At 71.9% G+C, this 21189-nt stretch carries 21 protein-coding genes; 9 read left to right on the top strand and 12 right to left on the bottom strand.

All coding sequences use genetic code 11. From position 1 onward, the window contains the following. Positions 1–73 precede the first annotated feature (73 nt). The 5 genes from AC068Z_RS04890 to AC068Z_RS04870 all read right to left on the bottom strand — a co-directional run bounded on the left by AC068Z_RS04890 (position 74) and on the right by AC068Z_RS04870 (position 7122). On the bottom strand, positions 74–1165 hold the full coding sequence (locus tag AC068Z_RS04890) for a substrate-binding domain-containing protein (RefSeq protein ID WP_478552361.1): 1092 nt from the start codon (positions 1163–1165) through the stop codon (positions 74–76). 154 nt (positions 1166–1319) lie between these two features. Further along, positions 1320–1802 carry a hypothetical protein gene (locus AC068Z_RS04885; protein WP_478552360.1) on the bottom strand — a complete coding sequence of 161 codons (483 nt, stop codon included), beginning with the start codon at positions 1800–1802 and terminating at the stop codon, positions 1320–1322. Beyond that, positions 1799–4312: a molybdopterin oxidoreductase family protein gene (locus tag AC068Z_RS04880; protein ID WP_478552358.1), complete on the bottom strand. Its 2514-nt coding sequence runs from the start codon at positions 4310–4312 to the stop codon at positions 1799–1801. Before AC068Z_RS04880 ends, AC068Z_RS04885 begins: the two co-directional genes overlap by 4 nt. A 149-nt stretch (positions 4313–4461) precedes the next feature. Next, entirely contained in the window at positions 4462–5916 is a 1455-nt protein-coding gene (locus AC068Z_RS04875) for an FAD-dependent oxidoreductase (protein ID WP_478552356.1), read from the bottom strand. Between the two features lie 15 nt (positions 5917–5931). Beyond that, entirely contained in the window at positions 5932–7122 is a 1191-nt protein-coding gene (locus tag AC068Z_RS04870; protein WP_478552354.1) for a polysaccharide pyruvyl transferase family protein, read from the bottom strand. 264 nt (positions 7123–7386) lie between these two features. Here AC068Z_RS04870 and AC068Z_RS04865 point away from each other — a divergent pair, with 264 nt between their 5' ends. Then, positions 7387–7950: a hemerythrin domain-containing protein gene (locus AC068Z_RS04865; RefSeq protein WP_478552352.1), complete on the top strand. Its 564-nt coding sequence runs from the start codon at positions 7387–7389 to the stop codon at positions 7948–7950. Between the two features lie 121 nt (positions 7951–8071). On the opposite strand, the gene AC068Z_RS04860 is transcribed toward AC068Z_RS04865, so the two are convergent. From AC068Z_RS04860 to AC068Z_RS04845, 4 genes are all read right to left on the bottom strand, one after another. Continuing rightward, positions 8072–8815 (bottom strand): metallophosphoesterase family protein, encoded by a 744-nt coding sequence (locus AC068Z_RS04860; RefSeq protein ID WP_478552351.1) that lies wholly within the window; start codon positions 8813–8815, stop codon positions 8072–8074. Beyond that, positions 8812–9099 carry a BON domain-containing protein gene (locus tag AC068Z_RS04855; protein ID WP_478552349.1) on the bottom strand — a complete coding sequence of 96 codons (288 nt, stop codon included), beginning with the start codon at positions 9097–9099 and terminating at the stop codon, positions 8812–8814. The genes AC068Z_RS04860 and AC068Z_RS04855 overlap by 4 nt, the downstream gene beginning before the upstream one ends. After that, positions 9096–9812 carry a nucleotidyltransferase family protein gene (locus AC068Z_RS04850; RefSeq protein ID WP_478552348.1) on the bottom strand — a complete coding sequence of 239 codons (717 nt, stop codon included), beginning with the start codon at positions 9810–9812 and terminating at the stop codon, positions 9096–9098. Before AC068Z_RS04850 ends, AC068Z_RS04855 begins: the two co-directional genes overlap by 4 nt. A gap of 492 nt (positions 9813–10304) precedes the next feature. After that, positions 10305–10937 carry a DUF6629 family protein gene (locus AC068Z_RS04845; protein ID WP_478552346.1) on the bottom strand — a complete coding sequence of 211 codons (633 nt, stop codon included), beginning with the start codon at positions 10935–10937 and terminating at the stop codon, positions 10305–10307. Between the two features lie 124 nt (positions 10938–11061). On the opposite strand from AC068Z_RS04845, the gene AC068Z_RS04840 reads away from it, so the two are divergent. Further along, positions 11062–11787: a TetR family transcriptional regulator gene (locus AC068Z_RS04840; RefSeq protein ID WP_478552344.1), complete on the top strand. Its 726-nt coding sequence runs from the start codon at positions 11062–11064 to the stop codon at positions 11785–11787. A 136-nt stretch (positions 11788–11923) separates the two neighbouring features. Next, the gene (locus AC068Z_RS04835) at positions 11924–12343 is read left to right on the top strand and encodes a Zn-ribbon domain-containing OB-fold protein (RefSeq protein ID WP_478552342.1); all 420 of its coding nucleotides are present in this window, start codon (positions 11924–11926) and stop codon (positions 12341–12343) included. 39 nt (positions 12344–12382) lie between these two features. On the opposite strand, the gene AC068Z_RS04830 is transcribed toward AC068Z_RS04835, so the two are convergent. Then, positions 12383–12769, bottom strand: a complete 387-nt coding sequence (locus tag AC068Z_RS04830; protein ID WP_478552341.1) for a PPOX class F420-dependent oxidoreductase — start codon at positions 12767–12769, stop codon at positions 12383–12385. A gap of 79 nt (positions 12770–12848) precedes the next feature. Between AC068Z_RS04830 and AC068Z_RS04825 the strand changes: the two genes are divergently transcribed. From AC068Z_RS04825 to AC068Z_RS04815, 3 genes are all read left to right on the top strand, one after another. Further along, the gene (locus tag AC068Z_RS04825; protein WP_478552340.1) at positions 12849–13877 is read left to right on the top strand and encodes a hypothetical protein; all 1029 of its coding nucleotides are present in this window, start codon (positions 12849–12851) and stop codon (positions 13875–13877) included. Positions 13878–13923: 46 nt separating this feature from the next. Continuing rightward, positions 13924–14745, top strand: coding sequence for an SAM-dependent methyltransferase (locus tag AC068Z_RS04820; RefSeq protein ID WP_478552339.1), 822 nt, complete (start codon positions 13924–13926; stop codon positions 14743–14745). Between the two features lie 88 nt (positions 14746–14833). After that, complete coding sequence (locus AC068Z_RS04815) at positions 14834–16198, top strand: S1 family peptidase (RefSeq protein ID WP_478552337.1); 1365 nt, start codon at positions 14834–14836, stop codon at positions 16196–16198. An 84-nt stretch (positions 16199–16282) separates the two neighbouring features. Here the strand turns inward: AC068Z_RS04815 and AC068Z_RS04810 are convergent, their stop codons facing one another. Both AC068Z_RS04810 and AC068Z_RS04805 read right to left on the bottom strand, forming a co-directional pair. Beyond that, positions 16283–16468, bottom strand: a complete 186-nt coding sequence (locus tag AC068Z_RS04810; RefSeq protein WP_478552335.1) for a hypothetical protein — start codon at positions 16466–16468, stop codon at positions 16283–16285. Positions 16469–16578: 110 nt separating this feature from the next. After that, on the bottom strand, positions 16579–17739 hold the full coding sequence (locus AC068Z_RS04805; protein ID WP_478552333.1) for an ROK family protein: 1161 nt from the start codon (positions 17737–17739) through the stop codon (positions 16579–16581). A 184-nt stretch (positions 17740–17923) separates the two neighbouring features. On the opposite strand from AC068Z_RS04805, the gene AC068Z_RS04800 reads away from it, so the two are divergent. From AC068Z_RS04800 to AC068Z_RS04790, 3 genes are read left to right on the top strand one after another with little or no spacing between them, the layout of a single operon-like run. Next, complete coding sequence (locus AC068Z_RS04800; RefSeq protein ID WP_478552331.1) at positions 17924–18889, top strand: carbohydrate ABC transporter permease; 966 nt, start codon at positions 17924–17926, stop codon at positions 18887–18889. Between the two features lie 19 nt (positions 18890–18908). After that, positions 18909–19832, top strand: a complete 924-nt coding sequence (locus AC068Z_RS04795) for a carbohydrate ABC transporter permease (RefSeq protein ID WP_478552329.1) — start codon at positions 18909–18911, stop codon at positions 19830–19832. Positions 19833–19842: 10 nt separating this feature from the next. Then, positions 19843–21186: an ABC transporter substrate-binding protein gene (locus AC068Z_RS04790; protein ID WP_478552327.1), complete on the top strand. Its 1344-nt coding sequence runs from the start codon at positions 19843–19845 to the stop codon at positions 21184–21186. Positions 21187–21189: the final 3 nt, after the last annotated feature.

Here is a 21189-nt window from a genome sequence, read left to right as displayed (position 1 = left end):
TTTGTGAGCACACGATCGGCGTCAAGAGCGTTCGACCAAGACAATCAAAACGATCGCACAACGAAAGGAACGATCATTCGGCGATCGGTTCGCCGCCGCAGGACGAGCGGATCCGCAGCACCGGGAGCAGATCGAGGTGCTGACCGGGGCCCGGAAGCTGTCCGCCACGGCGCTCGGCGAGCCGCTGGAGCAGCAGCTTGGCGGCGAGTTCACCGACCGACCGCTTGGGCGGGGCGATCGCGGTGAGCGGCACGTCGGACAGGCCCGCGACCTCGTCGTCGTAGGCGATCAGCGCCAGGTCGTCGGGGACCCGCACACCGGCCGCCTGCAGCCGCGGCACCAGCACGATCGCGTCCTCGTCGCTGTGCACCAGCGCCGCCGTGACGCCCCGCTTCTGCACGGCGCCGACGAGGTGGTCGACGCTCGCCTCGTAGTCGCCGTGCTCGCGCACGGTCGGGGCGTCGATGTCGACGTCCAGGCCGAGATCCCGCACGGCGGCCCGGAAGCCGACGGAGATCTGGTCGGCGTGCGGGCCCTCCTGGAGGACCGCGGTGATCTTGCGGTGGCCGAGGGCGGCGAAGTGCCCGACGGCGACGGCGGCACCGTGGGCCCGGTCGGTGCGGACCCGGTCCAGGACGGCGGCGGGGTTGCCGGGCGGCGCCGAGCGCTCCACCAGGACGGCCGGGACGTCATGGGCCAGCAGCCACTTCTCCTGGCCGCCCTCGGGCACGCCACCGAACCAGCTGGGCGCGACGAGCAGCCCCTCCGCTCCCCCCGCGATCAGGTGCTCGGCCTGCACGGAGTCCTCGGCGTCCACGTAACCGGACACCCCGAGGACGAGCCGTCCGCCCTGGGCGGCGACGGCCTCCCGGGCACCGCGGACGATGTCGGCGAAGATGTAGTTCGTGGTCGGCACGATCATTCCGATCACCGCGCCCCCGGAGGCCGCCGGGCGCTCGCGCGGTTCGGCCGCCGCCTCCTCCGGCCACACCACGGCGCCGTGCAGCCGCTGCACCCGGCCCTGAGCGGCCAGCGCCTCCACGTCCCGCCGCAAGGTGACCGCGGACACGCCGAGTTCGGCGGCGAGGTCGGCGACCCGGATGCTGCGCCGCTCGCGGACGAGTTCGAGCACCCGCTCGTGGCGCTGGTCGACATGGAGTCGCATCGGTTCCCCCTGGTCGGTGGCGTGTCTCCGGGCAGAGGCAGTGATCCCGGAGCGCTTACTCTACGCCCACAATCGTATCGATCGTTTGCGATCAATACGATCGTCGCGGGGGCTCGCCACCGACCGGGATGGTCGGCTCGTCAGGACGTGACGGTCAGCTCGTCAGGACCTGGGGCGAGGTCTCCTTCAGCTCGGCGTTGGCCCAACGCAGCTGCCGCAAGGTGTCCGGGTGGCAGCGCTGGGCCAGGTCCAGCAGTCCGTCGTCGGAGGTGGCCTGCGCCGCCTGGGCGACCAGCTCCCAGTCGAGGGAGACCGTCGAGGCCCGCCCGTGGATCTCCCGCAGGTCGTGCAGGAGGAGCAGCCCCGGGTCGGTGCGGAGGCCGAGCAACGCGCTGCCCTTCTCCCGCAGCCGGTCGGTGCGACGGGGGCCGTCGTCGGGGTCCGCTTCGAGGTGGACCCCGTACCGGTCGGCGACCTCGGCCACGTCCCGCAGATGCCGGCGCGACCAGCCGGCGAGGTCGAGGGAGAGATGGTGGATGTCGTGGGCGCTCCGGTGCCGTTCGGCCGTGAGCAACAGACAGCGCACCAACTCCCGCTCGTCTTCGTGCAGTTCGCGCAGGACGGCGCCGATCTTCATGTGCTTCCTCCCCTGGACGGTACAGGTCCGGCCTCCTCGACGGCCGCGCCGGTGCCGCCGTGCGTGGCGGGCACGGCGGCGTCGACGGGGGACGAGGCGGTGGTCGTGGGCGCCGGGGCCGGGATACCGCCGGCCGGGGCGATGCGGCGCAAGGAGGCGGCCGCGGTCTTGTAGAGCGGTTGCTTGGAGGCGGGGTCCCAGTCAGTGGGGGTGAGTTCGTTCGCGGCCCGGTCGGGTCCCTCGCCGGAACGGCCACCCGCGTCCCCTTGGCCGTCCCGTCCGGGTCCCTCGCCAGGCCGATCGCCCGCGTCCCAGTAGCCGTAATGGAAGGGCAGGAACAGCACTCCGGGACGGATACCGCTGACGCGGGCGCGGGCCCGTACCGTGCCCCGGGGCGTGGCGATCTCGACCTGGTCGCCCTCCCCCACACCGTGCGCGCCCGCGTCCTCGCCGGAGATCTCCACCCACACCTCGGGGGCGGCGGCGTTCAGCCGCGGTGTCCGGCCGGTCTTGGTACGGGTGTGGAAGTGGTAGAGGGTCCGGCCGCTGATCAGGGCGAACGGGTACTCGTCGGTGGGCTGTTCGTGCGGCGGCAGGTAGCCGGCCGACTTGATCACGGCCTTGCCGTGCGGGTTCAGGGCGCGGTACTCCACGGGCTCCACGGGCGCGCCGGTGACCAGGTCGAGGCCGTAGCTCTCGCAGGTGTCGGGGCCGCTCCAGAACGCGCCGCCGGTGTAGAGGCGTTCGGTGCCGTCCGGGTTTTCGGACGTGCACGGCCACTGGATGCCGCCGGCCTCGCGCAGCCGGTCGTAGCTCAGGCCGGTGTAGTCGCAGGGGCGGCCCCGCGAGCACTCCTGCCAGGCCCGGAACGCCGATTGCGGGTCGTGCCACTTCACCAGCGGGGCGCCGTCCTTGTCGCGCAAGTCCAGGCGCCGGGCGTAGTCGAGGAGGATGTCGAGGTCGGGGCGGGCCAGGCCGGGCGGTTCGACGGCCTTGTCGGAGAGGTGGACGGTGCGGTCGGCGTTGGTGAAGGTGCCCGTCTTCTCGCCCCAGCCGGCCGCGGGCAGGACCACGTCGGCGAGTTCGGTCGTCTCGGTCGGATAGAGGTCCTGGACGACGAGGAAGAGGCCTTCCCGGGCGAGGACGGAGCGGATCCGGGAGAGTTCCGGCAGCGAGACCGCGGGGTTGGTGCCGGTGATCCAGAGCATGCGCAGCGAGCCCTGCTCGGCGTACCGGAAGATCTTCATGGCGTGGGTCGGCGGGCCGTAGTGCGGGATGCGCCGGGGCTCGACGTTCCACACGCGGGCCAGTTCGGCGACATGGTCGTCGTTGGCCCAGTTGCGGAATCCGGGTAGGTCGCCGTCGGCGCCGCACTCGCGGGTGTTCTGCGCGGTGGGCTGTCCGTTCATCTGGAGCACTCCGCAACCCGGGCGGCCGAGCATGCCGCGGACCAGGTGGAGGTTGTTGACCTGGACGGCCGCGGCGGTGGCCTGGTGGGACTGGTAGAAACCCTGCAGCACGGTGGACACCAGCCGGTCGCAGGTGCCCAGCAGCCGGGCCGCCTGCCGGATCAGACCGGCGGGGACGTCGCAGATCACGGCGGCCCGTTCGGGCGGCCAGTCCTCGACGCGCTGCCGCAGTTCGTCGTAGCCCACCGTGTGCCGCTCGAGGTAGCCGGTGTCGGTCCAGCCGCACGCGATGATCTCGTGCAGCAGGGCGTTCATCAGGGCCACGTTGGTGCCGGGCCGGGGCGCGAGGTGTACGGTCGCGGCCCGGGCGACCGGGGTGGAGCGCGGGTCGACGCAGACCAGCTCGGGCGGTTCGGGCCCGGCGAGCCGGTCGAGGACGCGGGTCCACAGCACGGACTGGGTCTCGGCCATGTTGTGCCCGAACAGGGCGATGGTGTCGGCGTGGTCGAGGTCGGTGAAGGAACCGGGCTGTCCGTCGCAGCCGAAGGACTCCTTCAGCGCCGTGGCCGCGGTGGCCGTGCACAGCCGGGTGTTGCCGTCCAGGTGGCTGGTGCCGAGCCCGGCGCGGGCGATCACGCTCAGCGTGTAGTACTCCTCCAGGAAGAGCTGGCCGCTGGTGTAGAAGCCGATCGCGCCCGGTCCCCGCTCGTCGAGGAGGTCCCGGGTGCGGGTCACCACTTGGTCCAGCGCGGTGTCCCAGTCCGTCTCGACCAGCCGGCCATCTCGTCGTACGAGGGGGGCGGTGAGCCGGTCCGGGGAGGAGACCGCCTGCCAGGCGTACAGGTCCTTGGGGTCCAGGCGCCCGTGGTTGACGCGATCCTCCGCGCTCCCGCGCACCCCGACGATCCGGCCGTCGCGCACCGCGATGTCGAGGGCGTCGCCGTTGGAGTGCAGCACCGACGCCGAGCGCACCCAGCGGTCGACCTGCTCCGGCCGGATCCCGTCGGCCAGGTGGGTGTCCACCCGCATCGGCCACCGTTCACCCCTGCCGTAGGGGGTACGTACGCCCCACGGCTCGGCGATCCGGTCCACTCGCCCCATGTCCGCTGCTTCCGTCGTCCTGCGTCGCGTCGTCCTGCGCCGCGTCGTCCTGCGTCGCGCGCCCCGAGTGCCCCGCGTGGAGGACGTGAATCCGCAGGCCCCCGGGGCTTCACGGCGGGGGCCGAGGCGGCGGCCGACCAGGACAGCGCTCAGGCCCCGCCCTGGCGCGCGGGCTCCGTCGCCTGCAGACGCAGATGGGCGCCCTGGCGGAGCAGAGCGCGCTGGACCAGGTGGTGAGGTACCTCGCGGGGCGCCCTCCCGAGGCGGACCGACAGCGCGGCGCACACGCCCGCCGCCTGGCCGGTCGCCATCGCGATGGGCATCACCCGGTACGAGGAGTGCGCCACGTGCGAGCCGGAGATGCAGCGCCCGGCGACCAGCAGCCGGTCGGTGTCCCGGGGCAGCAGACAGCGCAGCGGGATGTCGTAGAAACTGCCGCGCGGAACCCGTTTGAGGACGGTTCCGCTGCCCCGCGGGTTGTGGATGTCGACCGGGTAGGCGCCGTGCGCGACGGCGTCCGGGAAGGCGCGCGCGGCGAGGATGTCGTGGCCGGTGAGGTGGTAGTCGCCGAGGATGCGACGGGTCTCGCGGACGCCGATCTGGACACCGCTCTGGGCCACATAGGCCTCCTCGAAGCCGGGCACGCGCCGGCGCAGGAAGCGGTCGATCTGGGCCAGTTGGCGACGCGCGGTGAACTCGGCCCGGCTGAGGTCCCAGACATCGGTGCCGAGCGCCCGGGTGACCCGGGTGCTGTTGACGCTGACCTCGCGGGGGTGCGGGGTGCCGAAGAAGAGGACGTCCTCGCGGGGCAGCCGGAGTTCGCCCGCCTCGGTGGCCGCCTGGACGAGGTCCCACAGCCCGTGCACGCCCCGCCACTGGTCGGGGTGTTCGCTCACGTAGTCGCTGAACCGCGGCTGCACGAAGTCGACGATGCGGAACATGAGCGTCATGGGCTGCACCAGCCCGTCCTCCGGCCGCCCGATCTCGTACGGTGCCCCGCAGGCGGCGGCGATGTCGCCGTCGCCGGTGCCGTCGACGACGACCCCGGCGTCGATCACGACCGGCCCGGACTTGGTCTCGAAGACCACCCGCCAGCCGTCGTCCAGGGGCAGCGCGGTGGAGGCGAAGGAGTGGAACAGCATCCGCACGCCCGCCTCGTCGAGCAGATCGAGGAGGACGAGTTTGTAGATCTCCGGGTCGAAGGGGACGGTGTATCCGGTGTCGGGGGACGGCGGGACGCAGCCGCCGCGCTCGGTGAGCCGGTCCAGCAGCAGCCAGAGGAATCCGGCCACCACGGGATCGCCCTCGCCGTGGTCGGTGGGCAGGAGCCGGCCACTGTGCCCGGCTCCGTCGAACACGGCCTGCTTGCGCTCGTTGTGGAACGACATCAGCGGCATGACCAGGGCCACGGTGGCGTTGCCGCCGAGGAAGCCGTAGCGCTCCACGAGGACGACGTCGGCGCCGGCGTCGGCCGCCGCGTACGCCGCCGCGGTGCCCGCCGGTCCGCCGCCGACGACCAGCACGTCCGTTCTGCCGCCGTGGCGGGCCGCCCGTGGGGGCAGGGTGACCGTGTGCTCGGGCTGGGGTGGCTTGAGGATCGGCATCGCTGCTCCCTCGACTCACGAGCCCGGGGTGAACAGGCTCAGGTCCGCGCGTTCGGTCCGCCGTCCGCCGTCGAGGGAGTCCAGCAGCGCCCCGCAGCGCTCGCAGGTCTCCCGGGACCGCTCCTGAAGTCCGCGCACCCGCCTCTTCAAGTCGGCCTGGCGCAGCGGGAACTCGTCCCAGAGCCGGTCCACCTCGGCGAGCAGCAGCCCGGCCTGTTCCCGTGCCACGCCGACCAGCGCGGGCGAGCCGGTGCGGCGGGCGAAGTCGAAGACCTTGCCCGAGTACGGCAGCGGCAGCACGGGCAGCCCGGCGAGCGCGGCGAACATCACGAAGTGCAGCCGCATGCCGACGACGACGTCCAGATGGCTCATGAAACCGAGGATCTCGCCGGGGCTGTAGGAGTTGTGGAGGATACGGCCCTGGTCCGGGGCGCTCATCCGGGAGAGCACGCCGTGGGCGTGGCGGACGTCCTGGCGCTCCATCGGGACGAAGACGACGTGCGCGTCCAGTCTGCGGGCGAGGAAGTCGGCGACGTCGGCGAGGAGCGAGTGGTAGTCGGCCTCGTCGAGTTTCTCGGCGGCGCGGCCGGGCTCGCGCACCGACATCCCCACCAGCCGGGAGCCGGTCGGCAGGCCTTCCTGCCGCATCATCGGCTCGGTGAAGGGCTCGGGCGGCAGGAGCAGCGCCGGATCGGCGGTGACGGTGAGGTCGCGGTCGACGCCGACCTCCTCCAGGACCAGGCGGGACTCCTCGTCGCGGACGACGACGTCGGTCATGGCGGGCAGGACGGCACGGACGGCCTCGCGGTCGTCGGCCTCGCGCAGCGGGCCCGCGCCGACGGCGTAGGCGAAGGTGGGCACGCCGCGCTCGTGTGCGGCGCGGACGAGCCGCAGATAGCGGCGCGCCTCGCCGTCGTAGAGGATCCCGCCGCCGCCCAGGACCAGCAGGTCCAGGCCGGCCAGGGTGTCCAGTACGGGTTTCTGCGGGACGCCCTCCCAGTCGACGACCTCGTCGGCCCGGGGCTGGTGGGCGCGGGTGTGCTCGGCGTCGCGGCTGAAGACCACGAGCCGGGCGCCAGGGCGGTGGGCGCGCAGACAGCCCAGCACGCAGCTGAGGATCGCCTCGTCGCCGATGTTGCGTCCGCCGTAGCTGCCGAGCAGGCCGATCCGCAGATCCGGCGACGGCGAGAACTGGTCGAGGGTCATCCGGAACTCCCTAGCGAAGGAGGTGCGGGACCTGGGAGGAGCGCTCGTGGGGACAGTGACCTGGGCAAAGCGCTGGTAGAGACAGTATGTGGGCCGCCGCGCCGCCCGTCCTCTCCGGGCCGCGGCGCCCGTCGTTTCCGCCGCCGAGTACCCGTGTCCGGGAGTCGATGTCAGCTCGGAGGGGGCTGTGTGGGCGCGCGTGGGGCGGGCACTCGGGTGCCGCGGCGGGTCCGCCCGGGCCGCCGTCACTTGGAGGTGAAGAACATGGGTCACGGCGGAAACGTGATCGAGGAACTGGTGACCGACCATCGCGAGGTGCAGGAGCTCTTCGGCAAGATCGAGGCGCTGCCGCCCGGGCACAAGGACCGTAAGACGTACGCCGACCAGGTCACGATGGAACTCGTGCGGCACTCCGTCGCCGAAGAGGCCTACCTCTACCCGGCGGTGCGCGAGCACCTCCCCGGCGGGGACATGCTCGCCGACGAGGAGATCGCCGAGCACTCCGAGGCCGAGCGGATCATGAAGGATCTGGAGAGCCATGACGCGGGCGACGCGGAGTTCGACCGGCTCATCGGGATGCTGATGACCGAGGTCCGTTCGCACATCGACGACGAGGAGACCAACCTCTTCCCGCGGCTGCGCGAGACCTGCTCCGCCGCCGTGCTCGACGACCTCGGTGACAAGGTCCGTACGGCGAAGAAGACGGCGCCGACCCGGCCGCACCCGTCGGCCCCGGACACCCCGCCGGCCAACAAGCTGCTGGCGCCCGGCGTCGGCATGGTCGACCGGCTGCGGGACGCCCTGAGCGGGCGCGGCAAGAAGGACTGAGCCGAGAAGACAAGCAGTCAGGGGCTCGTGGCCATGAGCCACGGGCCCCTTTTCCGCGCGGCTCAGCTTTTTTTCCGCGCGGCTCAGCTTTCCGCACGGCTCACCCCGCCGCCGGTACGGCTCACCCCGCCGCGGCCCGCTCCCGCACCGGCAGGTGGTACACGTGGAAGGCCCGCCCGATCACCGGCTGGGCCACGTTGCGCACCTTCACTCCGCCGCTGGTCAGGCCGTGCTCGGTGCCCAGATGGGCGTGTCCGTGCACCGCGAGGTCGGCGCCGGCCGTGTCGATCGCCTCGGCCAGGAGATAGCTCCCGAGGAACGGAAAGATCTCCAGGGGCTCACCGGCCAGGGTGTCCGGCACCGGCGAGAAGTGGGTGAGGGCGATCCGTACGTCGCAGTCCTGCTCGCCGAGCTCTTCCAGGGACCGGCACAGGGCGTCGGCGCAGCGGCGGCTGTACCGGACGAACTCCTTCATGATCGGCTCGCCGAACTCCCCGGCGCAGCGGCCGACGAACCCGCCCCCGAACCCCTTGGTGCCGGCGACCCCGATCCGTGTGCCGTCCCGGCCGACGACGGTCGCCTCTCCCTCCAGGACGTGCGCGCCCGCGTCCCGGAGCACGGCCGTGACCTCCTCGGGGCGGTCGTCGTGATGGTCGTGGTTGCCGAGGACCGCGACCACCGGCACCCCGAGGTCCTCGATCTCCTCGGCCACCACCTCGGCCTCCGCCACGGTGCCGTGCCGGGTGAGGTCCCCGGCGAGGAGCAGGACGTCCGCGGAGTCGGGCAGCGTCTCGAAGGAGGGCCGCAGCGAGCCCCGGCTGCCGGGCCCGAGGTGGATGTCGCCGACGGCCGCGACCCGGATCACGGCAGCTCCTCGGCGTGGTCGGGCGCGGAGCCGTCCGCGACGACGAGGTCGGAGTGGACCGGGTGGTCCGGCAGCTCCTCGCGGGCGAGCCGGATCACCTCGTCGCGGCAGTCGGCGGAGGGGACCGTGCCGGTCAACAGGACCGCCTCGCCCCGGATCTGGATCCGTACACCGAGTTCGCCGAGGGGCCCGGCGGCCAGGTGGTCGGTGAGGTGGGCGACGCGGTAGTCCAGGTGGTGCGCTCCGCCGGTGCCGGGAGCGGGCTGGGCGGGGGTGCGGTTCATCGCTCCTCCTTCGGCGTGTCGATGACGTTCAGGCGCTCCAGGAGGAAGAAGAACGCCGCGGGCATGGGCTGGTCCCCGCAGTCCCGTCGTACGGCCGTCCAGTCGACCTTCTCGCGCAGGGCGCGGGCGACGGCGAGCGCGGAGCCGAAGTCGCAGTAGTGCTCGGAGAAGGCCTCGACGAGACCGCGCATGAGGTCGGTCGGGGCGAGGACGGGCATGTGCACCGAGTCGAGGTCGCGTTCCTCGGCGCGGGCGAGCATCTCGGCGGTGACCGGGCGGTGGGCCAGCTCGAAGATGAAGTCGACCTCCTGGCCGAGGCAGGTGGTCTTCATCAGCCAGTCCTCGGGTGGGGTGCGGACGGTCAGTCCGGCCTCGGCGAGCGTCCTGGTGACGGCTTCGGTGTCCTCGCGGCGGACGCAGAAGTCGGCGTCGTGCCGGATCCGGCTGCCGGCGCCGTGGGCGTAGGCGGCCAGGCTTCCGGCGAGGGCGAAGGGGTGGCCGGCGCGCTTGAGCAGTCCGCCGACCTGCTTGGCGGCCTCCAGGATGGCCTGGCTCCGGTCCGGGGGCGGTGCGTGCCCGGAGGGCGGCTGATCGGGGGGCGGCTGGTCGGGGACCGGCAGCCTGAGGGGCTCGGCGGCGTTCTCGGTGACCGGGCGGAGTCCGGGGACTGCCGCCCGCCGTACGAACGCCGGATCCTCGCCGTTCTGCGTCATGGCCTCTCCCTTCGCGGCGCGCCGGTCCGGGGCGGCAGCGCGCCCCCGCCAGGCGGGACGCGGCTCCGAGTACCCGGCCGCGACGGCGTTCACGCCGACCGTGCGGGCACCGGACTCCGGTCGGCGCGCGCCCAGCCATACAGGACGACCGAGCCGCGACGGCCTTCACCTGGCCGGTGTGGGCACCAGACTCCCCCCGCCGCCCACCCAGCCGTACACCACGACCCAGCAGACAGCCCGCGCCGGCCTTCACCCCGACGACACGGGCACCGGACTCCCCCCGCCGCGCACCCAGCCGTACAACACGACCCAGCAGACGACCCGCGCCGGCCTCACCCCGCCGACATGGGCACCGGACTCCCCCCGCCACGCACCCAGCCGTACAGGACGACCGAGCCGCGACGGCCTTCACCTGGCCGGTGTGGGCACCGGACTCCCCCCGCCGCGCACCCAGCCGTACAGCACGACCCAGCAGACGACCCGCGCCGACCTTCACCCCGACGACACGGGCACCGGACTCCCCCCGCCGCGCGCCCAGCCGTACAGCACGACCGAGCAGACGGCCGCGACCGCGCACCAGGTCGAGACGAACTCCGTGCGCCACAGCACCGCGCAGATCAGCGCGCCCACGCCCGCCAGGACACCGAGGCCCACCAGGTGGCGTTGGCCGGACAGCAGCAGCGCGCCGACGGTGGCGAGGAGGTAGCCGGCGATCACCAGCTCGGCGTGCGCCAGGCTCACGACGTATCCGACCGTGTGGCCGCGGATCTCGGCTCTCACCGGGCTCGTGGCGAGGGCGTGCGAGAGCATCGCGCAGATGGCGATGCCGACGGCCAGCGGCACGAGGAGCCTCGGCCGGGCCGGCCGGGGCGCGGCGGCGAGCACGGCCACCGGTACCCACAGGGGCAGCAGGGGGAGGGCGATGACGGCCCAGGCGAGGGTGGCCGGGCCGGTCCCGCCGTCGCCCGCCCAGACCGCCGCCTCGATGAGCTGGTGGGCGCCCAGCAGCAACGGCAGTGCGGCCAGCGGCAGATCACGGGCACGGCGGGTTCGCGCGACACAGGCCACGCCCACCGCGGCTATGCCGACACCCGCCACGAGATCGGCCTGCGCGCTCCAGCACATCGCTCCACACCCCGGGTCGGACGGCAGGGGCTCCATTTTCTCCTGTGCACGCCAAGTGCACTCAGTTCCCCCGGAAGACTGCACTGAGTGCCATCAATGGAGATCGGGTGCTACGTTCCCGACCATGAGCTCCAGCAGTGCGGCGCCCGGCCGCGGCGAGAAGGCGAAGCCGCCGATGCGGGAGGCACTGGTCGCCGCGGCCTTCCAGTTGTTCCTGGAGCGGGGTTACGAGCAGACCACCGTGGACGACATCGTGGCGCTGGCCGGGGTGGGGCGGCGGTCGTTCTTCCGGTACTTCCCGTCCAAGGAGGACGTCGTCTTCCCCGACCACGAGCGCTGTCTGGCCGACATGACCGCGTTCCTGGCCGACGGCGGTGACGACGGGGAACCGGTGCGGCGGGTGTGCGACGCGGCCCGTCTGGTGCTGCGCATGTACGCGGAGAACCCGTCCTTCTCCGTGCAGCGCTACCGCCTCACCAAGCAGGTGCCGGGCCTGCGCGCCTACGAACTGTCGGTGGTGTGGCGCTACGAGCGGGCACTCGCGGAGTATCTGCGGGCGCGCTTCGCGGGCCGCCGTGACGGCACGCTCCAGGCCGACGTGATCGCGGCCGCGGTGGTCGCCGCGCACAACAACGCGCTGCGCTCCTGGCTGCGTTCGGACGGCCGCGCGGACGCCGGCGCCACCGTGGACCACGCGCTCGGGTATGTGCAGTCCGCCTTCGGCGCGGGGCCCGCGCCGCTCGACGGGGCGCGGCCCGAGGACGTGGTGGTCGTGGTGGCGCGCCGGGGCGCGCCGCTGTGGCGGGTGGTGCAGGAGCTCGAGACCACGCTCGCATCCGGCACAGATTGAGGGTACGGAGTGCCTTTACGTGTGGCACTGAGTGCCATACGCTGGCGCCGTGCACGGTGGCACAGCGACCGGGCACGTGCGTGCGCGGCCGTCCCGCGCACGTGGGATTCCGGCCGAGCGCAGGGAGTTGACCAGCGTGTACCACCCCTCAGGAAGCGTTGCTCGTCCGACCGTCGGCTCCGCGGTCGGCGTTCTGGAGGCCACCGGTGCGGCCCTGGACACGGACGCCATGCACTTCCAGCGCTGCACGTGGTGCGGCACCGCGATGTACCACCGGCTGCTGTGTCCGGTCTGCCAGGGCAGCGACCTGCGCACGGAGCGCAGCGAGGGCGTCGGCACGGTCCGGCACTCCACGGTGGTGCACCGCAACACCCCGGCCGCGCGCAATGTGTCGCTGATCGAGATGGCCGAGGGGTTCGTGGTGCGCGGCCGGGTGATGGGTCCGCCGATCGGCATCCACAGCGGGGACCGGGTGCGGCTCTCGCAGGCCACGGACCCGGTCCGGGGCGAGCCCGTGTTCCAGCTGGTCGATGAGCCCTACCGCGCCTGGACGTGAGGGAGTTCAGGACAGCCGTACGACCTCTGCGACGACCCCCTACGGCGTGAGCGTCACGCGGATCCCGACCGTGCCCTTCGTCCCCCGCCGGACGCGGCTGCCGAGCAGGGTGAGGCGGCCGACGATGCCGTACTTGCGGGTGATCAGCTTCCGGTAGCGGGCGACCGTCGCCGCGTCGGTGATCTCCGCGGTGGCCGGGACCTGGTCGCCGGTGGGCCTGCCGCGCAGGTCGCAGGGGCCCACGAGGACGTCGGCGCGGTTCCTGATGCGCTTGACCTTCCAGGAGTCGGCGACGGTCCACACACCGAGGGTGTCTCCGTCGCGCACCACCCACACCGGGGTGGGCACCGGGGTGCCGTTCTTCCGGTAGCTGGTGATCAGCAGGTACTGGCCGGAGCCGAGCCGCTCGAGCGGCGTGTCGTCCATGGGCGGAAGTCTAGGCAGGAGCCCCGCGGGCCGCCGGTGGGGGATGCTGGACCCGGGGCACACGACAGGGGGCTGCGCGGTGACGGGCAACGGCGGGGACGACGTACCGGCGGCGGCCGGCCGGCTGGTCGAGGTGGGCTGCGACGAGTCCGGCTCGGACGGGGAGAACCTCACCGGCGGCAACACGGACGTGTTCGCGCACGCCGGTGTGCGGCTGCCGGTGCCGGTGGCCGCCGCGTACGTGCAGGAGATCCGGGACCGGATCCGCTCCCCCGCCTCGGAGTACAAGGCGACCCATCTGCTGCGGGAGAAGCACCGGGCGGTGCTGGAGTGGCTGCTCGCGCCCTCGGGGCCGATCCACGGCACGGCCCGGGTGCATCTGACGGAGAAGGCGTTCTTCGTGGTGGACCGGGCGCTGGAGCTGCTGCTGGAGGACCGGACGCGGGCCGTGGCGCTGTACCGGCGCGGGCCGGAGCTCTTCGGGGACGAGCGGTGGCGGGAGTTCCTCCAGGCCGCCAATCAGCTGCTGCGGGTGCGCCACGAGGCCGAGGCCGAGGAGCCGGTCGACGCCTTCTTCCTCGCGCTGTCGACGACGACGCCGGCGCGTGGTGAGGTCGCCGAGACGCTGGAGCTGCTCATGGCGGCCCGGTCCCGCGCGGACGCGTACCGGGCGGGGCTGCCGGCCGGCCCGCCGCCATTGATCCCCCCGCTCAACCCCCTGCTGCCGGCCATCGTCGCCACGGCCGCGTACTGGAGCGCGGGCGGGGCGACCGTACAACTCGTGCACGACCGGCAGAACATGCTGACACCCGAACGGATCGACTGGATCGAGGAGCGGGCGCGCCTGGCCGGAATCCGCCTGGCCGGGGTGCGTCTGGTGGCCGCGCGGGAGGACCCGCGGGTCCAGCTCGCCGACTTCCTCGCCGGGATCGCCCGCAAGATCGCCTCCGACGAACTCCACGGCAGCGCGGATCCCGGCCTGACCGCGCTGCTGCGTCCGTACGTGGATCCGGCGTCGGTGTGGGGCGACGAGGGCAGCTGGGCCCGGATCGGTCCCGGTGAGACGAGTTGTGCCGCACCCTCGGCAAACATCAACTCGGCCGTCTAGATTGCCGGTTGACACATGTCGATCCAGCCATCGCAGGAGCCGTCCCGTGAGGGAGAACCCGCCGGCCGCGCACGAGCGCAGCGCGTCGCTGCGCACCCGCATCAACACCCTCCAGCCGCACACGGCCCGGATCTGGAACTACTGGCTGGGCGGCGGCGACTACTACGAGGTGGACCGGGTCGCCGGTGACCGGATCCGGGAACTGCACCCGGCCATCGGCGACTACGCGCGGGCGGACCGCCAGTTCCTGGGCCGGGCGGTGCGGCACCTCGTCGTCGAGGCCGGAATCCGCCAGTTCCTGGACATCGGCACGGGGCTGCCCACCGCGGACAACACGCACGAGGTCGCCCAGCGGCTGGCCCCGGACGCCCGGATCGTCTACGTCGACAACGACCCGCTGGTCCTGGTCCACGCCCGGGCCCTGCTCACCAGCTCCCCCGAGGGCCGCACCGACCATCTCGACGAGGACCTGCGCAACCCGGAGGCCATCCTGGAACGCGCCGCCGCCACCTTGGACTTCAGCCGTCCGGTGGGCCTGCTGCTGCTCTCGGTGGTCATCTTCCTCGGCGACGAGGAGAACCCGTACGGCATCGTCCGCCGGCTGCTGGACGGTCTGCCGCCGGGCAGCCATCTCGTGCTGTCGCACACGGTGACCCGTCCGGAGATGCCGGACGTGGACCAGGCGGTGCGGTTCTGGAACGAGCACGGCACGCCCCGGCTCACCCAGCGCTCCCCCGAGGCCGTCGCCCGCTTCTTCGACGGGCTCGAACTCCTCGATCCGGGCGTGGTGTCCTGCTCGCGCTGGCGCCCGCAGGGCCCCCTTCCCGCGGAGGTCGCGCTGTACGGCGGGGTGGGCCGCAAGCGGTGAACGCACCGGCGCCCGGCCACGTATGAAGTGCGGGCGCTCGACTCCGGGAGGGCCCCGCCGTGTTGGAACCGGGGTTCGGGAGCCAGGCATGAGGCACGCACGACGACGGATCGTCCGGCGAGTGACACGGCTGGCGGCCGTCGGCGGACTGCTGCTGGGCTCGGCGATGGTGACGCGCGCCGTCGCGAGCGAGCCGGCGGACACCGTGCCGGAGGCGTCGGTGCGGTCGGCCGTGGACACGGGCGCCGCCATGGTGGAACGGCTCGGCACCTCCCGTACGGCGGGCAGCTGGGTCGGCGCCGACGGGCGGCCGGTCGTCGCGGTGACCGACGAGGAGGCCGCCGCCGAGGTCCGCCGGGCGGGCGGGCGGCCGAAGCTGGTCTCGCACAGCATGAACGAGCTGAAGTCGGCCACGTCCACCCTGAAGGCCGCGCCCCGCGTGCCGGGGACCGCCTGGGCGATGGACTACCGGTCCAACGAGGTGGTGGTCCGGGGCGACAGCACGGTCTCGGCCGCCGACTGGTCGCGGCTGACGCGGGTGGCGGGCGGGATCGGCACCTTCGTACGGATGGAACGCTCCGAGGGCACCTTCACCACCCGGCTCAACGGCGCGCTGCCGATCCTGTCGACGGCCGGGCGCTGCTCGGCCGGGTTCAACGTGACCGACGGGCAGCGCGACTTCATCCTCACCGCCGGGCACTGCGGGCCGAACGGCTCGGTCTGGTTCACCGACTCCCAGGCCCGGGAGCAGGTCGGCAGCACCGTCGAGCAGAGCTTCCCCGGCGGTGACTTCTCGCTGGTGCGGTACGCGAGCGGGGACGCGGGTGCGGGCGCCGACGTGGTGGCGATCGGGGACGGACAGGGCGTGCGGATCACCGGCGCGGGTGATCCGTCGGTCGGGCAGCGGGTGTTCCGCAGCGGCAGCACCAGCGGGCTGCGGGACGGCACGGTGACGGCACTGAACGCGACGGTGAACTATCCCGAGGGCACGGTGACCGGGCTGATCGAGACGAACGTGTGCGCGGAACCCGGGGACAGCGGCGGACCGTTGTTCTCGGAGGGCATCGCGCTGGGGCTGACCTCGGGCGGCAGTGGTGACTGCGCCACGGGCGGTACGACGTTCTTCCAGCCGGTGACGAAGGCCATGGCCGAGGTGGGGGTCCGGTTGATCGCGGCTGCTCCCCAGGGCGGGCAGAGCGCGGCGCCCTCGCCGCAGCCGTCGGCCACGCAGAACGCGATCGCGCCGGGCGCCGCCACGCCGGGCTCGTCGGCGCCGGTCGGCGGCGGGGTCGAGGGATCGCAGCTGCTGTCCCGGCTGGCGGATCCGCGGAACGTGGGGCCGGGGCTGCTGATCGTCGCGGGGTCGCTGGTCGCCCTGGTGGCGACCCGGTTCATCCGCTCCGAGCAGGACCGCAAGGCGTATCAGCGGTACTACTCGGCCACTTGGGGATGACGGAGGAAGAAGGAGAAAGGGCACCCGTCATATCAGGGTGCCCGTCGGGGTCTTCGAGGCTCGGCGGTCGGTCCTCGGGGAGCTTCAGGCCGCGTTCACCGGGTGGGGGGCCGCCGTGGCCCACTCCATGACCAGTCGCTGGTACTCCTCGCGCTCCTCGACGCTCAGTGTCCCGCCCGCCCGGCGCCACAGGGCCCGGATCTCCTCGTTGACCTCGTCAGCCGATCGATCGGAAACGGGTTCAACACTGGTGGACATGCTGTGAAGCATACGGCCATGGAGGTGAAGGCGCCGTGAGTAAGGACACTCAATACAGACATACCAGACAGTGTTGCTGATCACGTCCGATCATGGCCATACGTCAATCCCCGCACCCCGGTTCAGGCTTCGGCGGCGCCCAGCACCAGGACCTGAATGGCCAGGACCGCGGCGCCGCGCGCCCAGTCGTGGAAGTCGGACATCCGGGTCTCCAGGTCGAGGGGGGCGGCGAGCGGGTGACGGTGCTCACGGATGACCTCCGTCACGCGCTCCCCCGCGACGTCCATCAGGCCGACCCCCTCACCGGCGAGCAGGATCCGCTGCGGCATGACGAAGTTGGCGATCTGCGCGACGAGGATCCCCAGGGCGCGGGCGGCCTCGTCGACCACCCGGGCGGGCAGCGGGTCCCCGGCCGCGGCGAGCCGGAGGATCTCCTCGTAGGTCCGGTCCCGGCCGGTGCCGGCCTGCACCTGGTAGCGGATGTTGGGGATGGTGAGCATCGACACGGCGCTGCCGCGGGCGCCGTCCGGGGTGAGCGGACCGTGCGGATCGATGATCCAGTGCCGCCCGAAGCCGCGGTCCTCCTCCTCGCAGGGCACCCGCCGGCCCCCGAGGACCAGTGAGTAGCCGAGGCCCGCGCCGATGGTGAGCACGACGAAGCGGTCCAGGCCCCGCCCCGAGCCGAACCAGGTCTCGGCCTCGGTGAGGGCGGCGACGTCGTTCTCGACGACGACGGGCAGGTGGGTGCGCTCCTCGACGAGGGCGGCCAGCGGGACGTCACGCCAGCCCAGGAAGGGGGACTCGGCGACGACCGCGCGGCCCTGGACGAGACCGCCGACGCCGATGCCGATCCCCGCCAGGCGGGGGAAGTCGCGGGTGAGCTCCGCGGTCATCTCCGCCAGCAGATCGGCGACCCCGGCCGGGTCGTGCGTGGCGAGCGGGCGGTCGAGGCGGGTGACGATCTCGCTCCTGAGGGTGGTGACGACGCCGTAGACCATGTCCGCGGTGATCTTGTAGCCGATGAAGGAGCGGGAGTCGGCGACCACGTCGAGGGGCTGCGAGGGGCGGCCCTGGCGTACCCCGGCCGGGGTGCCCGCCTCGGGGACCTCGACGAGCAGACCGGACTCGATCAGCGGCTTGGTCAGCCGGGTGAGGCTGCCGGGCGAGAGATGCAGGCGCCGGGCGATCTCGGTGCGCGACAGCGGGCCGCCGACGAGCACCTCGATCGCCACCGAGCGCTCCCCCGCGCTCAGTGGATGCCAGTCGGCGACGGCTGCGGTCATGGCGTTCAAGCCCTCTCGTCGGTCGGAACCCTGAGACTATTTTTTCGAAACGAAAACAACAAGGTCACTGTACGGCCAGGCTTGCGGCCTGGAAAAGATGTTCTCCCACCCCTTGACGGCTCGATTCTTTCGCCTCAAAAGTAAGTGGCCGAGGATGAGCCGCCGCGGACGAGGGAGTCTCCCGATGACCATCGCCTCCAGCAGCCCTCCGTCGCGTCTGCCCCTGGGCGACGCGAAGGAGGCACGGACCCGGCCGAGAGCGGACCGGGCGACAGCCCGGGAGACGGGGGGTGACGGGCGGCTCGCCGCCGTCTTCCTGGCGCCGGCCCTGCTGGGCTTCGTGGTCTTCCTGCTCTGGCCCACGCTGCGCGGCGTCTACCTCAGCTTCACCCGCTTCAATCTGCTCACCCCCGCCGAGTGGGTGGGCCTGGACAACTACGTCCGGATGGTCAACGACCCCATCTTCTGGGACTCGTTGTGGGTCACCGTCGAGTACGTGGTCATCAACATCGGCGTCCAGACGGTCGCCGCGCTCGCCATCGCCGTCCTGCTGCAACGGCTGACGCAGTCGGCGGTGCTGCGCGGGATCGTCCTGACGCCGTATCTGATGTCCAACGTCGTCGCCGGCATCGTCTGGCTGTGGCTGCTGGACACCCAGCTCGGCATCGGCAACGAGATCGTCGCCGCGGTCGGCGCCGACCGGATCCCCTTCCTCGCCGACGAGACCTGGGCGATCCCCACGATCGCCCTGATCAATGTGTGGCGTCATGTCGGCTACACCGCACTGCTGTTGTTCGCGGGGCTCCAGGCGATCCCGAACGACATGTACGAGGCGGCGAAGGTGGACGGCGCGAGCGAGTGGCGCATGTTCTGGCGGATCACCATGCCGTTGCTCAGGCCGGTCCTCGCGGTCGTACTGATCATGACGGTGATCGGTTCCTTCCAGGTGTTCGACACGGTCGCCGTGACGACCGCGGGCGGACCCGCGAACGCCACCAACGTGCTCCAGTACTACATCTACGGCGCCGCGTTCGGACGCTTCCAGTTCGGCTACGCCTCCGCGATGTCCGTGGCCCTGCTCGTCGTGCTCAGCGCCATCACATTCCTGCAGTACCGGCTCACCCGGGCCGGCCAGAGCGACCTCGGCTGACGGAAGGGAGCGATCCGACATGACCGCCGTGACGGCGACCACCACGAAGGTACGGCTCACCCGGCGCCGCGGGCTCTCCCCCGGCCGGGTCCTGGCCTGGGCGGCGATGGCCGCGATCGTACTGATCACCCTGCTGCCGTTCTACTGGATCCTGCGCACCGCGCTGTCCTCCAACAACGCCCTCGCCGCCCATCCCGGCGACCCGCTCCCCGTCGACCTCACCACCGGCGGCTTCGAACGGGCCCTGGGCCTGCAGTCCACCGAGGAGGCCATCGCGCAGGGCGGCGCGGGCGGCGGCCTCAAGTTCTGGCGCTACCTGATCAATTCGGTCATCGTCTCCACCCTGATCACCGTCTGCCAGATCTTCTTCTCCGCCATGGCCGCCTACGCCTTCGCCCGGCTGCGCTGGCGCGGCCGGGACAAGGTCTTCGCGCTGTTCCTCGCCGGGCTGATGGTGCCGACCATCTTCACGCTGCTGCCCAACTTCGTGCTCATCAAGGAACTCGGCCTCGTCGACTCCCTGCTCGGCGTCGCCCTGCCGACGATGTTCATGACCCCCTTCGCGGTGTTCTTCCTGCGCCAGTTCTTCATGAACATCCCCCGCGAGGTCGAGGAGGCCGCCCTGCTCGACGGGGCCGGCAAGGTCCGGATCTTCTTCCGGGTCATGCTGCCGATGGTGTCCACCCCGGTCATCACCCTCGGCGTCCTGACCTACATCACCGCCTGGAACGACTACTTCTGGCCGCTGATGGTGTCCTACAGCGACTCCTCGCGGGTGCTCACCGTGGCGCTCGCGATCTTCCGGGCGCAGACCCCGCAGACCGGCTACGACTGGTCGGGTCTGATGGCGGCCACCCTCATCGCCGCGCTCCCGATGCTGCTGCTCTTCGGGGTCTTCGCGCGCCGCATCGTCAGCACCATCAGCTTCACGGGCATCAAGTAAGGGGACAGGGATGCGAATTCGTACTGTCGTGGCGCTGACCGGAGCACTGGCCCTGTCCCTGGTGTCCGGGTGCGCACAGGGCGGCGCGGCCGGATCGGGCGCGAACACCGTGACGTACTGGCTCTGGGACGCGAACCAACTGCCCGCCTACCAGGCCTGCGCCAAGGGCTTCGAGAAGCAGAACCCGGGTCTGAAGGTGAAGATCACCCAGCTGGGCTGGGCCGACTACTGGACCAAGCTCACCGCGAGCTTCATCGCGGGCACCGAGCCGGACGTCTTCACCGACCACATCCAGAAGTTCGGCCAGTTCGCCGATCTGCAGGTGCTCGAACCACTCGACGACCTCGGCATCGACGACTCCGCCTACCAGGAGGGCCTGGCCGCCAACTGGACCGGCCAGGACGGCCGTCGCTACGGCGCCCCGAAGGACTGGGACACCGTCGCCCTCTTCTACAACGAGAAGATGACCAAGGAGGCCGGACTCACCGCCGAACAGCTGGGCAGCCTCGACTGGAACCCCGAGGACGGCGGCACCTTCGAGAAGGCCATCGCCCACCTCACCGTCGACGAGAACGGCAAGCGCGGCGACGAACCGGGCTTCGACAGGAACAACGTCAAGGTGTACGGCCTGGCCACCGGCGGCGCCGGCGACGGCGACGGGCAGACCACCTGGAGCCCGTTCGTCTCCTCGGCGGGCTGGCACTACACGAACAAGGCGCGCTGGGGCACCGAGTACCGGTACGGCGACAAGACCTTCCAGTCGGTGATCGACTGGTACTTCGGCCTGGCGAGGAAGGGCTATCTCGCCCCCTTCACCGACTACACCGACGGCGCCAACCCGGCCAACGCCCAGCTCGCCTCCGGCAAGGCGGCGACCTCCTTCGACGGCGCCTGGATGATCTCCACCTACTACGGCACCAAGGGCCTCGACGTCGGCACCGCCGTGACCCCCATCGGACCGACCGGCAAACGGGCCACCATGATGAACGGCCTCGCCGACTCCGTCACCAAGAACGCCCGCAACAAGGCCGGCGCCAAGAAGTGGGTCAAGTACCTGGCCTCGAACGAGTGCCAGAAGACCGTGGGCGGCTACGGCATCGTCTTCCCCGCGACCCCGGACGGCACGCGGGCCGCCGTGGCCGCGTACGAGAAGAAGGGCATCGACGTGTCCGCGTTCACCGAACCGGTCACCGACGACCGGCACTCCTCGACCTTCTCCTTCCCGGTCACCGACTACGCGGCGGACGTCTACGCGCTGATCCGCCCCGCGATGCAGGACGTCTTCGCCAATGACGCCCCGGTGAGCGGACTGACCAAGACCAACGACCAGATCAACTTCATCCTCGGCCAGTGAAAG

The organism is Streptomyces sp. NPDC043726 (assembly GCF_056436565.1).
The sequence above is the reverse complement of the archived record's forward strand: the minus strand, read 5'-3'. Positions and strand labels throughout refer to the sequence as shown.